The sequence below is a fragment of the Streptomyces lomondensis genome, from assembly GCF_014651035.1.
Classification (GTDB): Bacteria; Actinomycetota; Actinomycetes; order Streptomycetales; family Streptomycetaceae; genus Streptomyces; species Streptomyces lomondensis.
The window spans coordinates 545,418-560,113 of the sequence record NZ_BMWC01000005.1; the positions used below are offsets into that span (position 1 = coordinate 545,418).

The window sequence follows — 14,696 nt, forward strand, 5'->3', positions numbered from 1 at the left end:
TCACTCATCGTCGAGTTGCATCAGCAGCCGGCCGGTCACGAGGGCCGCCTGCTCCTCTTCCCGCTCGCCGGCCAGGGCGTCGCCGGACGCGGCTTCCCCGTCCGCGTCCGGGGTGTCGAGGTGGGCGGCCAGCGCGGAGACGGACGTGTGCTCGAAGAACAGCGGGACGGGCACCTCGCGGCCCAGGGTCTTGCGCAGGCGGTTGCCGATGGTGAGGAGGTCGAGTGAGTTCAGCCCGAGGTCGAAGAAGTTCTGGTTCAGGTCGATGTCGGCGCCGGGCAGCAGGTCGGAGACGATGCCGAGCAGTGTCTGCTCCGTAACGGACAGGGGTCGGCCGGCCGTCCCGCGGACGCCGGCGCGGGGCTCCGGCCGGTACTGCGCCAGCTGCCCGCGGTCCACCTTCCCGCTCTTGTTCAGCGGGAAGGTCTCGACCCGCAGCAGCACCGAGGGCACCAGGTAGCCGGCCACCCGGGCGGTGAGCTCCGACCGGACGGCCTCGGGGGGCAGGTCACCGGCCGCGCGGTAGTAGCCGCGCAGGGTCTTGGCCCCGTTCTCCTCGGCCGCGACCACAACGGCTTCGGTCACGCCGTCGACCGAGGCGAGGAGGGCCTCCACCTCGCCCAGCTCCACCCGGAAGCCGTTGATCTTGACCTGGTCGTCAGTGCGGCCGATGTAGTCCAGGGTGCCGTCGGGTTCCTGACGGACCAGGTCGCCCGTGCGGTAGAGGCGTTCGCCGGGCAGGGCGGGAACCGTGACGAACTTCTCCCGGGTCAGCTTCGGCCTGTTGAGGTATCCGGGGGAGACGCCGTCCCCGCCGAGGCACAGCTCGCCGGTGGCTCCCGGGGGCAGCGGGTTGAGTCCGTTGTCGAGGACGTGGGCCGTCGTGTGGTTCAGCACCCGTCCGATGGGGATGCGGTCCCGGCTCAGGTCCTCGGCGTGGATCGGATGGGCGGTGGAGAACACGGTGTTCTCGGTGGGCCCGTAGAAGTTCGTGATCCGCAGGCCGGGACAGGCGTCCAGCGCCTTGGCCGTGTGCTGCCGGGACAGCACGGTGCCGCCGACGAGGAGGTGGTCGAGCGTGCCGAACATCTCCGGATCGTGGTCGCACAGTTGATGGAACAGAGAGGTCGTCAGCCACAGGCGGCGGGCACCGTGGCGTTCGACGAGGGCGCGGAGCCGGGTGCCGTCGAGAATGTCGACCTCGTCGGGCAGGACGAGTGTCCCGCCGGACCCGAGGGTGCCCCAGATCTCGAAGGTGCACGCGTCGAAGGCGGGTGAGCTGGTCATGACGACGGTCTGGTCGTCGCCGAACGCGGCGTACGTCTGGTCCGTGAACAGCCGCTGGATGTTCCGGTGGGTGATGTGGCAGCCCTTGGGCCGCCCGGTGGACCCGGAGGTGTACATCAGGTAGGCGACGGCGTCGGGCTCCGACGCCGGGCGGGGGAACGGGGGCCCTTCGGCGGGCAGCCCGTCCACGAGCAGCGTCGTCATGCGGGCCGGGGCCTTGCCGGTGAACTCCTCCACTGTGCACAGCAGGCGTACCCCCGCGTCGTCCAGGACGTCCTCGATCCGCGGGGCGGCGTCCTTGGTGTCGACCGGCACGTAGTGGTTGCCGCTCTTCAGCACGCCGAGCATCGCCACGATCAGCTCGGGACGGCGGTCGGCCAGCACGCCGACCGCGGCGCCCGGGCCGGCGCCCAGTTCCTTCAGCTTCCGGGCGACGGCGTCGGACCAGCGGTCGATCGCGCGGTAGGAGTACTCCTTGCCGTGCCACACGAGGGCGGTCCGGTCGCCGTGGGTCCGCGTGATCGCGTCGAAGGTGTCGGTCAGGGTCGGCGGGGCGGTCGCCGCCGGCCGCGCGTCCCGGTCCGTTTCGGTGCGCGGGGCGGGGTCGAGGAGCGCGATGCGGCGGACGGGGACGGCGGGGTCCTCGACGGCCGCGGTGAAGACGCGGACCAGGGCTGCTTCCAGGGTCTCCATCAGGGCCGGCGTGTAGAGGTTCGCGTTGTAGGTGAACGCCACCTCCAGCCGGTCCAGGGGATGGACGATGATGTGGAAGTCGTAGTCGGTCCGTTCGAACACCTCGACGTCCTCCAGGCGGAGGCCGTCGTCGGAGCCGAAGTCCCGCAGGCGGTCGGCCAGCGGGTAGTTCTCGAAGGCGAGCACGTGGTTCAGCAGCTCGTTCTTCAGCGGCACTTGGCTCTGCACCTCGTGCAGCGGGCAGTACTGGTACGGAACGGCCCGGCGGTAGGCGTCCTGCACGCTCCGGCACAGGTCGGCGAAGCCGGTCCCCTCCCCCGTGGTCACCCGGACCGGCTGGGTGTTCACCAGCAGGCCGACCATGTCCTCGACACCGTCGACATCGACGTCCCGGCCCGAGACCACGCTGCCGAACACGACGTCGTCGGTGTAGTTGAACTTCTGCAGCACCACGCCCCAGGCCGCCTGGAACACGGCGCTCAGCGTGAGCCGGTTCTCCCGCGCGAGGCGTCGCACGCCGGTGTACAGCTCGTCGGGGAGGGTGAACCGGTGGGTGGCGCCGCGGTATCCGTCCGCGCGGCGGGCCGTGGGCAGCACGGCCGGCCGTTCGTACCCGTCCAGTTCCCGCGTCCAGTGCCGGAGCGCTTCCTCGCCGCGCTGCCGCCCGTACCACGCGAGGTAGTCGGCGTACGGGTGTGCCTCGCGCCGCTGCCGGAGCGTGCCCGTGCGGACCAGTTCGTCGTAGTAGGCGAACAGGGTGCCGAACAGCGGGCCCAGGGACCAGCCGTCCAGGATGATGTGGTGGAAGGTGAGGACGAGGTGCCACCGCTCACCGCCGGTGCGGATCAGGGTGGCCCGCAGCAGGACGTCCTTGCCGAGGTCGAAGCCCCGGGCGCGGTCCACCGCCTTGAACGCGGCGATCGCCTCCTCGGCGTCGGGCGTGGCGGAGTGGTCCAGGACGTCGAGCGGCGGAGCCCACTCCTTGAGGACGACCTGGTAAGGCTCGTCGGTGTTCCGGAAGGAGAAGACGGAGCGCAGGACGGCGTAGTGCCGGGACAGAGCGGTCAGCGCGGTACGCAGGTGGCGTGCGTCCACCTCGCCGGTGCCGGTGAAGTCGAACTGCTCGACGTAGGCGTCCGAGCCGGCGTCGGCCGCATGGTGGAACAGCATTCCCTTCTGCATCGCGGCCAGGCCGGTTATCGACTCGATGTTGTCCTTGTCAACCATGAAAGGCATTCCGTTCGGGTTCGCAGTGGCCTAGATGTCGCCGGTGAGGTCGGCCAGGATGTCGTCGACCACGGCCCGGTCGAGCGAGGGGGCGTGGATCGGTTCCCGGGCGGTGACCGTCGTCGCGGCGCGTACCTCGTCGAAGGACGTGCGGATCGCCTCGGTGAGGGCGGGGCCGGTCCCGTTTTGCTGCCAGCTCCCCGGGCAGCGCACCTCGACGACCACCTCGCCTCCGGTGCGGTGCGCGGTGACGTCGAGGACGCACGGTGACCGGTGCGTCGCGTCGGTCGTGATCTCCCTCGGCAGATGGGTGATGCCGATCTCGCCGCCACCGTCCTGGTCGCCCAGGTAGTTGAAGCTGATCTGCGGGCGCACGCCGTCGAGCCGGTCGCGCAGGGATCCCAGAGCCGGGTCGAAACGCAGGAGGGCGCCGTGGCCGAGGCCCTTGCCGGGCAGCCGCGCGAAGGAGCGCCGCACGGACGCGACGGTGTCCGCAGCGCCGTCCTCGACCCGGACCAGGTGCGGGAAGGTGCTGGTGAACCAGCCCACCGTCCGGCTCAGGTCGTGGTCGTCCGCGAGGGGTTCGCGGCCGTGTCCCTCCATGGTGAACAGGACGCGGTCCCGGCCGGTCACCGAGGCGACCGCGCGGGCCAGCACGGCGACGAGGACCTCGGCGGGCCGTGCTCCGTGGGTGCGGAGCACGGCGTCGAGGAGGGAGAGGCCGCTGTCGTCCGTGTCCGGCAGCCGGAGGTACTCCGCGACGCTCTCGCCACGTGCGAGGTCCTCCTCCTCGAACAGCCGGCCGGTGTCCTCCGCTTCCCGCGCCAGCTCCGTCCAGTAGGCCAGCTCCGGCCGGAAGCCGCCCTCCCGGGCGAAGCGCTCCAGCTCCGCCGTCCACGCCGGGAAGGACAGCGTCTTCGGCGGGAGTTCGGCGTCCGGGTCGGCCAGGCAGGTGAGCAGGTCCTCGACCAGGATCCCCCAGGAGACCACGTCCACGGCCAGGTGGTGTGCGGCGAGGGCAACTCCTCGACCGCCCTGCCCCAGGCCGGTGGTGAGGGCGATCACCGGCCCGCCCCGGACGTCGACCCGGTCCTGGAGCGCCTCGAGGTAGGCGGGCAGCTCCGCCTCCGACAGGCCCTCCGGTGCCGCCTCCACGTGGAGCGGCGGCTCGGTGCCGGGAGCCCGCAGACTTAGCCCGCCGTGGTCGTCGGTCTCGAGGCGGAGCATGTCGTGGTACGCGACCAGCCGCTGCGCGGCGCGCTCCAGCCGGCCGAGCGGGACCGGTTCGCCCAGCGTGAGCAGCAAACTCTGGTTGTACCGCCGGGCGCGGTTGGCGGGATCGGCGAGGAAGGCGTGCTGGACGGGACCGGGCGTCACCGGTCCGGTCACCGGCCCCTGTTCATGGCCGGGCGCGTCGGCGCGGGCCGGGGTGGCGTCCGCGGCCCGCTCCGCCAGCACGCGGACCGTCTGATGCTGCAGGAGGTCCATGGTCCGCACGGTGATGCCGTGCTTTTTGAGTCCGGCCACGATCTGGATGGCCTTGATGGAGTCACCGCCGAGGGCGAAGAAGTTCGCGTCGATGTCCTCCACCGCGACGCCGAGCACGTGTTCCCACGCCGCCGCGATCCGGGTCTGGAGCACGCCGGCCGGGCGGGCCGCCGAGTCGCGGGAGGAGAAGGCCGGTGCGGGCAGGGCGGCGACGTCGATCTTGCCGTTGCGGGTCAGCGGCACCGTGTCCGTCTCGATGACGAACGCCGGGACCATGTAGTCGGGCAGCCGACGGCGCATCGCCGCGCGCAGCCGGGCGGCGTCGGCCTCGACGCCGTCGGCGTAACGCACCCACAGGCACAGGCTGCCACCGCCCGCACCGGTCTGCCGGACGGCTGCGTGGGCCCAGCGGACGTACGGCTCCGCCATCGCTGCGGTGGCGATCTCCTCCGGCTCGACGCGGTGGCCGCGCAGTTTGACCTGCTGGTCGACCCGTCCGTGGTAGTAGAGCAGGCCGTTGCTCTTGAACGCGGCCAGGTCGCCGGTGCGGTAGAGCCGTTCGCCGGGGAAGGCCGGTGAGGTGACGAAACGCCGGGCGGTCAGCTCGTCGCGGTTCAGGTAACCGTCGGCCAGGCCGGCGCCGCCGATGTACAGCTCGCCGACGGTGCCGATCGGCACGGGCCGCATCCGGTCGTCGAGCACCCGCAACGAGGTGTCGGTGACGGGCCGGCCGATCGGGACGGCGTCGTTGTCGTCCAGGTCGTCGAAGACGTGCACGGCGGCGAAGACGGTGGTCTCCGTCGGTCCGTACCCGTTGGCGATGCGGCCGGGGCCCAACAGGTCGAACGCCCTGCGGATGTGCGCGGGGGACGCCGCCTCGCCGCCGCAGATGATCCGCCGCACCCCGGTGAGCGTCTGCGGGGCGAAGTCGACGAGCGTGTTGAACATCGACATGGTGATGAAGAACCGCGTCACCCCGTGGCGCTGGATCGTGGCGCCGAGCCGCTCCACGTCCAGGACGGTCTCCCGGTCCGTGATCACCAGTGAGGCGCCGTTGACCAGCGCCGCGTACATGTCGTAGACGGATCCGTCGAACGAGTAGTCCGACATCAGCAGGAAGGTGTCGTCGGGGCCGGCGTCGGCGAAGGACGCCTCGTGGGCCACCCGGAGCACGCCCCGCTGCCGGACGAGGGCGCCCTTCGGGGCCCCCGTAGTGCCGGACGTGTACATGATGTAGATGGGGTCGTCGGCGCTTCCCGGCAGGCCCGGAGCGGTGGTCTCCTCGGTCGTGTCCGCGCAGGCCTGGAGTTCCAGGACCCGCAGCCGGCCGGAGGCGAGCCGCTGCGCGTCGGGCATGCGTGCGGCGGTGGTGAGCAGGAGGTCGGCTCCGGAGTCGTCCGCGATCAGCCGGAGGCGGTCGGTGGGGAACGAGGTGTTGAGCGGGACGTAGGGACAGCGCGCTTTGAGGACGCCGAGGATCGCGGCGACCATGTCGAACGACCGGTCCATCAGCAGCGCGACGGGGGTCCCGGCCGTGACGCCCTGCCGGATCAGGCCGTGGGCGATGCGGTTGGCGCGCGTGTCGAGGTCTCCGTAGGTCAGGCGCGCGTCGTCCGTGACCAGTGCCGTCCGGTCCGGGTCGAGCGCCACCTGCCGCTCGAAGAGCCGGACGACGTCCTCCCGTCGAGCCGGCCCGGCCGGGCCCGTGGCCAGGCGCCGCGTCAGCTCGGCCTCCCGCGCCGGGATGATCCCGAGGTCGCCGACCGGGTCGCCGTCCTCGGCGGCGAGCAGGGAGCGGAGCAGTTCCTCGTACCGCTCGGCCCAGAGCCCGATCGTCTTGCCCGAGAACAGCGGGGTGGAGTACTCCCAGGTCAGCAGCAGTCCCTCGCCCGTCTCGCGGGTGCTCAGGGTGAGGTCGTACTTGGCGCCGCCGGTGTCGTACGGAACGATCCTCTCGCGTCCCATGCCCATGTCCACGTTCTGGTGGACGAAGCAGACGTCGAACAGCGGCCGCCGGCCGGGCTCGCGCGGCGGGGCGACGTCCTCGATGAGGAATTCCAGCGGATAGTCCTGGTGCCCGAACGCGTCGAGGACGGTCGACCTCAGTGCCTGGAAGAACGCGGCGACGCCCGTCCCGGGTTCCGCGGCGACGCGCAGCGGCAGGGTGTTGACGAACATGCCGACGAGGTCCTGGTGGGCCAGGTCCGACCGGCCCATGACAGGGGCGCCGATCACCACGTCACGCTGTCCGCTCAGCCGGGACAGCAACTGCTGGAAGAGCCCCAGGAACAGCATGTACGGCGTGATGTCGTGGTCCCTGGCCCAGCGTTTCGCGGCGTCGAGCAGCGGCCCGTCCAGGGTGGTGAACAGCCGTGCTCCCCGCCAGGACAGGGCGTCGGTCCGGCGCCGGTCCGTGGGCAGCCGGAGTACGGGTACCTCGTCCGAGAAGGTGGCGGCCCAGTGGTCCCGCTGCCGCCGCAGCGCGTCGCGGTCCTGCCGGCGCAGCAGTTCGCGGTGGGCGTCGCGGTAGCTCCGCGGCAGCGCCGGCAGCTCCACGCCCTCGGCGAGGGCGGCGAGTTCGCGGAACAGCACGCCCATGGACGCGCCGTCGGTGATGATGTGGTGCATATCGATCGCCAGGCAGGTCGCCCCGTCGTCGAACTCGAAGCACGCGGCGCGGAACAGCGGCGCGGCGTCGAGGCGGAAGGGGCGGACGAAGTCCCTCATCTCCCGGCGCGCACGGCTCTCGCGGGTCTCCCCGAGGGCGAGGGCGCCCAGTCGGCGGCGCTCCACCGACACGGGCACCTGGGCGTGGACACGCTGGACGGGCTCCCCGTCCACCAGGTGGAAGGTCGAACGGAGGCTGTCGTGCCGCGCGGCGAGCGCCCGCAACCCCTGCTCCAGACCGACGACGTCGAGCGGTTCCTGGCGGATGGTCAGGCCGCCCTCGTTGTAGGCGACGGAGTCCTCGTCGCGCCGGCTCGCGAAGAACACGCTCCGTTGGGCGGCGGTCAGGGGCAGCTCGTACTCCTCGCACGGCGTCTCGCCGCCCGGGGGAGCCGCCGGCCCCCGGTCCGCTTCGCCGAGGACGGAGAGCACGTGCGCGTCGGTGAGTCCGTGGTCCCGGACGACCGTGTCGGCGAAGTCGTCGAAGACCCGGTCCGCGAGCAGGGTGGCCGCGGGGATGTCCAGGCCGAACTCGGCGTTGAGGATCTGGGTGATCTTCAGCGAGGAGACGGAGTCCCCGCCCAGGAGGAAGAAGTCGTCCGTGCCGCGGATCACGGGGTAGCCGAGGACCTCGGACCAGATCCACGCGATCGCCTCCCGGGCCGGTCCGGCGTCCTCGTTCCCGTGCAGGCGGCGCGGGCCGGACAGGATGGTCCGCCCGGTGCCGGCGCCGTCCATGCTCTCGGCGCCCCGTGCCGCGGGACGCGCGTCCTCGTCCCACAGGCGTACGTGGTCGAAGAGCTGGGCCGGCAGGGGTACCCGACGGGCGTCGCTGCCGCGTTGCAGGCCGGCGAACGGCCGCGGCCGGGCGTCGAACCAGCCGGTGACCGCGTCCGCCAGGGGACGGAATCGTTCGGGCAGCGCGGCCGGGGACACGGCGGCCGGGTCCCCGGCACGCAGCACTACGGGCCCGTCCGCCGCGAGCTGCGCCCCGGCCCCGGCGCCCTCCTCCCGGGGCCGCAGCAGCCGCTGCAGGCCCGCGCGCAGCCCGGCTCTGCTGTCGCACAGGACGGCGGCCCGCACCGGCTGGTGTTCGCGGCCGGTCTGCAAGGTGAAGCAGACGTCGTCGACGCGGTGGTCCGGGTGCCGGTCGAGGTGGGCCAGGTGGCGTGCCACGGTTTCGGCGAGCAGGTCCTCGTTCCGCGCCGAGACCGGGCACAGGAACACGCCCTCGGGTTCCGGACGGACCGGCGGCGCGGGCGCCTCCTCCAGCACGACATGGCAGTTCGTCCCGCTCAGGCTGAAGCTGCTCACTCCGGCCCGGCGCGGGATGCCCGTGTCCTCCCACGCGCTGGTGCGGTCCTGTACGTGGATCGGCGACTCGGGGAGGTTCAGCAGGGCGTTGGGCACGTCGAAGTGGAGCGAACCCGGGATGACCTTCCGGTCGAGGGCGAGCAGAACCTTGATCAACGATGCCAGGCCGGCCGCGCCGACCGTGTGCCCGATGTTGGTCTTGACCGATCCCACCCCGCAGAACTGCCGCTTGGCGGTGAACTCGGCGAACGCGCCGGTGAGCCCCTTGATCTCGATGGGGTCGCCGAGGGTCGTCCCGGTGCCGTGCGCCTCGATGTACGACAGCGTCTCCGGCGGGATGCCGGCCCGCTTCCAGGCGCTGACCAGAAGTTCCTTCTGCGCCCGCGCGTTCGGGGCGGTGAGGCCGTTGCTCCGTCCGTCGTTGTTGACGGCACCGCCGAGGACGACGCCGTAGACGTGGTCCCGGTCCGCGAGGGCGCGGGACAGGGGCTTGAGGTACACCCCGGCCACGCCCTCGCTCCACACCGTGCCGTTGGCGGCGCCGTCGAAGGCCCGGACCCGGCAGTCCTCGGACTCGGTGCCGTCCCCGATGCTCGTGGGGGCGAGCAGCAGGTTGATCGCCGCCACGAAGGCCGTGTCGCAGTCGCCCTGCCGCAGGGCCTTCACGGCCGTGTCCAGCGCGACCAGGCCCGACGAGCAGCCGGTGTCGACGACGGCGGCGGGTCCCCGCAGGTTCAGGTGGTACGACAGGCGGCTGGCGAGGATGCCGGACCAGGACCCGGTGAAGGCCGAGAAGTCGACCTTCGAGAGGAACTGCAGGTACGACGTGCTCATGCGGTGCGTGTGGTCATTGCCGACGAACACCCCGGCGTTCGCCCCGTACAGCTCGCTCTTGGCGTATCCGGCGTCCTCCGCCGTCTCGACCAGCACCTCCATCAGGTTGCGGTGGTAGGGGTCGATCTGCGTGGCGACCTGGGGCGGGATGCCGAAGTACTCCGGGTCGAACAGGTCGATCCGGTCCAGGTAGCCGCCCTTGCGGAGCCGGGACGTCGTGTCGACCCGGCGCAGGTCCTCCTCGCGGCCCCGGGGGAAGTCGCCGATGTGCTCCTTGCCGTCGAGCAGGTTGGCCCAGAACCGCTCCTTGTCCGGGGCTCCGGGGAACCGGCAGGCCATGCCCACGACGGCGACGGGCTCGTCCGCGGTGCGCCGCGGGTCGCCGATCGCCCTGATGAACTCCTTCGCCCGACCGACGTCGAGGCGCTCCTCCTTGACCTGTGTCAGCAGGTACTTCAGCAGTTCCTTGGTGGTGTCCGCCGTGGTCGGCATCGTCAGTTCCCCCCGCTGTCCTCGGCGTCGGCGAAGAGCCCGGCCAGCTCCGCGTCACCGATCTCGTCCAGGACCTCTCTCAGTGCGTCCGTCCCGAGGGCCGCCGGCTCCCCGGGGGCGGCGGCACCGGCGCCGGTCCCGGAGGGCGCCATTGCGTCGATGTGGGCGGCGAGGTCGGCGACCGTGGCGTAGGAGAACAGGTCGGCGATGTCGACCGTCCCCGGGAACGCCTCGTCGACCAGCGACAGCAGCTGGGCGGTCATCAGCGAGTTGCCGCCCAGGTCCTGGAAGCTGGTGTGGGCGTCGACCTCGGCCAGACCGAGGACCGTGCCGTAGACCGCGCCCACCCGCAGCTCGGTCGGCGTCGGGTCGGACTGGCCCGTGAGACGGACGTCCGCGGTGCCGCCGGAGCCGGGCCGCGCCGCCGTGGCGGCGTTCTCCAGGCCGGCCTCCACCTCGGGCGCCAGCCGGAAGGGCAGCTCCCCCAGGTGGTCCTTCATCACCGGGGCGTTGACCTCGGAGGGGACGGCGCAGCCGGCCGGGTGGTCCAGGGCGTGGGCGAGCCACGCCAACCCGTCCTCGACACCGACGGCCACGAAGGGCGCGTCGTGGGTGCCCAGGCCGTAGGCGACGGCCATGCCGACCTCGGACCACGACGGCCAGTTGACGGACACGGCGTGGATCCCCTCGGCGCGGGCCCGCGCCGCGAGGGAGTCCAGGAAGGCGTTGGCGGCGCAGTAGTCGCCCTGGCCCTGTCCGCCGGTGAGCGCCGTGACCGACGAGAAGAACACCAGGAACGCTCCGGGATGGTTCCTGGTCAGCTCCAAGAGGGCGACGCCGCCGTCCACCTTCGGGGCGAGCACGGCGTCGAAGACGGCGCGTTCCTTGGTGGCGAGGAAGCCGTCGCCGGCGACGCCCGCGGCGTGGACGACCCCGTCGAGGGTGACGCCCTCGGCGCGCAGCCGCTCGTCCAGCTCGCGCACCTGGTCGGCCCGGGAGACGTCGCACACCACGTACTCGGCGACGCCGAGGTCGCGCACCCGGCGCGCGGTGGTCTCCTCCAGGGGGCGCCGACCGAGGAGGAGGATCCGGGCGGCGCCCTGCCGCGCCATCTCCCCGGCCACGGCGAGACCGAGGCCGCCGGTACCCCCGCTGATCAGGAAGGTCCCGTTCCGGTACCGGGTGTCGCCGGGTGTCTCGGCGGTCTCGGCGCGGCGCAGCTCCCGCACGTGGCTGCGCGATCCGCGCAGCGCGCGGGGCAGGGTGCCCGAGCCGCCCAGGGTCTCGCGCACCGCGAGGGCGAGGGCCGTGTCCGAACCGGCGTCGACGATGTCCACCGGAAGGTGCTCCTGCCCGATGACCAGGGCGAGTCCGGCGGTAGCGGCGGCGTAGGGGTCGACGCCGGGGGTGCCGGCGCCGACCTGCCAGATGTCCTTGCCGAGGACCTTCAGGCCGAGCTTCGGCTTGACGCGGTGGGTGAGCAGGCCGCGGTACAGGGCGAAGAGGGCGTCGACGCCGTGGGCGCGCCGTTCCTCGTGGGACCGGTCGGGGTCCGCCGTGTAGTCGGTGGCGAACAGCACGCCCTCGATGCCCTCCGCCCGCAGGCGCTCGCACAGGAGCCGTATGCCGTCGTCGTCCGGGGCGAAGGCGTCCCGGGCGGGGTCGGTGGTCCCGGCCAGGTAGCACGGGACGGCACGGTGGCCGCCCGCCGCCACCTCGGCGACCAGGTCCCGTCCGGCCCCGGTGTCCGAGGCGATCACCGCCCACACCGCGGCGCCGCCGGCGGTCTTCTCCACGTCCGGGGCGGGCACCCAGACGACCTCCAGGTGGCGCCGGGGGCCGTCCAGGCTGAAGCGCTCCCAGTCGACCTTCTTGACGGTGTAGTCGGTGATCCGGGCGAAGATTCGTCCGTCCCGGTCGGCGAGGTCCACGTCGTAGGTGATGGTTTCGCCGTCGCGGCTGTCGTCGCGCACCGTGCGGATCAGCGAGTGGAACGTCGCGGGCATGGGCCGGTACAGGACGAACCGCTTGTACATGTACGGCAGGAACGTGTGCCCGCTGTTCTGCGAGATGACGTTCACCGCGTTGTCCAGCTTGGCCGGATGCAGCCCGTAGAGCGAGGTCTCGTCGTCCGTGCCCTCCGGCAGGCCGAGGAGCGCCAGCGCCGACCCGTCGGGCTCGCTCCGCCACAGCCCACGCACCGAGTCCCAGCGCGGGCCGAACTGGAAGACACCGGTGTCGGTCTCGGTCGGGTACGGGTCGAGGACCTCGGTGGCGGACCGCCTGGCCGCCTCCGTGTCGAGCGGCGTCGGCGGCTCCTGACCGTCGAAGGGCCCGACGCGCCCCTCGACGTGGGTGATCCACTCCTCGCCCCGCCGGCTGGTGACCCGGAAGGCCCAGCCGTTCCCGGACCGGTCGAGCACCGTGCGCACCATGGCGTCCGCGCCGTCCTCCACGGCGAGCGGGGTGAGGAAGAAGACGTTGTCGAGGCAGGCCCCGCCGGAGCCCGCGACGGCGGCGAAGGCGGCGCGGGCCATTTCCAGGTAGGTGGTTCCGGGGACCACCGCCCGGTGGTCGATCCGGTGGTCGGAGAGCACCCAGTGCGTCGCGACGGACAGCGTGTTCTCGAAGACGACGGAGTCCTCGGTGCGGCTGATCTCGGTGCCGAGCAGCGGGTGCTGCGAGGCCCTGCCGAAGTCCCGCACCCGCGACGTCATCGGCTCGGCCCAGTGCCGGGTCCGCTCGAACGGGTACGTCGGCAGCGGTACCCGCCGCCGGGCCTCGTCGGCGTGGTACTGCGCGAAGTCCACGGCGGCGCCCCGGACGTAGGCGGCGGCGATCGCGGTGAGGGCTGCCGGGTCGCCGTGCGCGCGGTATCCGGCGAGCTCGGCGTTGACCTCGTCCGACAGCCGCCGGACCGCCCCCGCGGTGAGGTCGCCGGGGGCCGGGTTGCTCTTCTTGTCGCTGACGACCGCGTGCACCCCGTGGAAGATCCCGCGCCGCTCGTCGGTGCCCAGGCCGTGCAGCCTCAGCCGGTCGACGGACTCGGCGAGCTGCTCCTTGCCGGTGGCGACGACCAGCACCCGGTGCTCGTAGTGGCCGCGTCCGACGCAGGAGGTGTAGCAGATGTCGGCGAGCGACCACGGGCACTCCCCCGCCAGCATGGCCGCGTACGCGTCGAGGAGGTCGCGCAGGACGGCCTCGGACTTGGCGCTGACGGTGAAGAGGTAACGGTCGCGGCGCGCCGGCTCGCTCGTGTACCGCGGTGCCTCCTCCAGAACCAGGTGGCAGTTGGTGCGGATGAAGCCGAAGGAGCTGATCCCGGCGCGCCGGGGCCCGCCGCCCTCGGTCTCCCACGGCGTCAGGCGGTCGTTGACGTACAGCGGGCTCCCGGGGAAGTCGATGTACGGATTGGGCACGGCGAAATTGCCCGTCGGAGCCAGCGTGGTGGTCTCCAGGGACTTCACCACCTTCGCGACCGACGCCACGCCGGACGCGGCCACCAGGTGCCCCGTCGTGGTCTTGAGCGAGCCGATCCCGCAGAACTGCCTGCGGGAGGTGTGCTTGCGGAAGGCGTTGGTCAGACCCTTGACCTCGATCGGGTCGCCGAGCACCGTGCCGGTGCCGTGGGCCTCGACGTAGGAGATTGTCTCCGGCTCGATGTCCGCCTTGGCCCACGCGTCGAGGATCACGCGCTCCTGCATCAGCGCGTCCGGCGCGGTGATGCTGGTGGACGTGCCGTCGTTGTTGACGGCCGAGGCCTTGATGACGGCCCGGATGTGGTCGCGGTCGGCCAGGGCGTTGCGGAGCGGCTTCAGTACGACGATGCCCGCGCCCTCGCCCCACAGCGTTCCGTTGGCGCCGGCGTCGAAGGTGCGGACCGCGTCGTCGTGGGACTCGACGCTGCCCAGCGACATGCTCGCCAGGTACTCGGCCTTCACCTCGCCGCCCTGCGAGATGTTGAGTCCGCCGGCCAGTGCCATGTCGCACTCGCCGAGCAGCAGCGATTGGATCGCCTGGTGGATGCAGACCGCGCCCGCCGAGCACGCGGTGTCCGTCATCAACGACGGCCCCTTGAGGTCCAGTTGGTAGGAGATGCGGCTGGCTACCAGGCCTTCCCAGGAGCCCGACAGTTGCATCGGGTGGTTCTCCGAGAGCATGCGGTAGTACGAGTGGTTGGTCTGGTCCCGGCCGAGGAAGACGCCCGTGCGGGTGCCCTTGACGCAGTCGCCGCCGTAGCCGGCGTTCTCCAGCGCCTCCTGGGCCACCTCCAGGGCGATGCGCTGATGGGGGTCCATGTAGTCGGCTTCGAGCGGGGGAATACCAAAGAAGCGGGCGTCGAAATGGTCGATCCGGTCGAGGTATCCGCTCGGGGCATGTATGCGGTCGAGAACCTCCTCGGGTATCGCGGCGCCGAGTATGAGTTCCGCGTAGTACGGGTTGCGCAGCATGGTGCGCATCTCGGCCTTGCGGGCCTGTGGGAAGTCCCTGATGCACTGGTGCCCGGCCTTGAGGAAATCCCAGAACCGGTCGACGCTCGTGGCGGCGGCGAAACGGCCGGCGAGGCCGATGACGGCGATGTCCTGGTGCGTGTGGGAGGCCGCGAGCTCCAGCAGGAGTTTCTTGGCGTCCTCCCTGGCCAGCTGCTTGTTGGCGACCTGCGAGAGGATGAATGCCTTCACATTTTCCATGTG

3 protein-coding genes are annotated in these 14,696 nt (G+C 71.9%); all 3 read right to left on the minus strand.

The genetic code is table 11. The annotated features are described in order from the left end of the window. From IE255_RS20685 to IE255_RS20695, 3 genes are read right to left on the minus strand one after another with little or no spacing between them, the layout of a single operon-like run. The gene (locus IE255_RS20685) at nt 1–3,207 is read right to left on the minus strand and encodes a non-ribosomal peptide synthetase (RefSeq protein ID WP_190051805.1); all 3,207 of its coding nucleotides are present in this window, start codon (nt 3,205–3,207) and stop codon (nt 1–3) included. A gap of 30 nt (nt 3,208–3,237) precedes the next feature. Further along, nucleotides 3,238–10,002 carry a non-ribosomal peptide synthetase gene (locus IE255_RS20690; RefSeq protein ID WP_190051806.1) on the minus strand — a complete coding sequence of 2,255 codons (6,765 nt, stop codon included), beginning with the start codon at nt 10,000–10,002 and terminating at the stop codon, nt 3,238–3,240. 2 nt (nt 10,003–10,004) lie between these two features. Continuing rightward, on the minus strand, nt 10,005–14,693 hold the full coding sequence (locus tag IE255_RS20695) for an SDR family NAD(P)-dependent oxidoreductase (protein WP_190051807.1): 4,689 nt from the start codon (nt 14,691–14,693) through the stop codon (nt 10,005–10,007). Nucleotides 14,694–14,696: the final 3 nt, after the last annotated feature.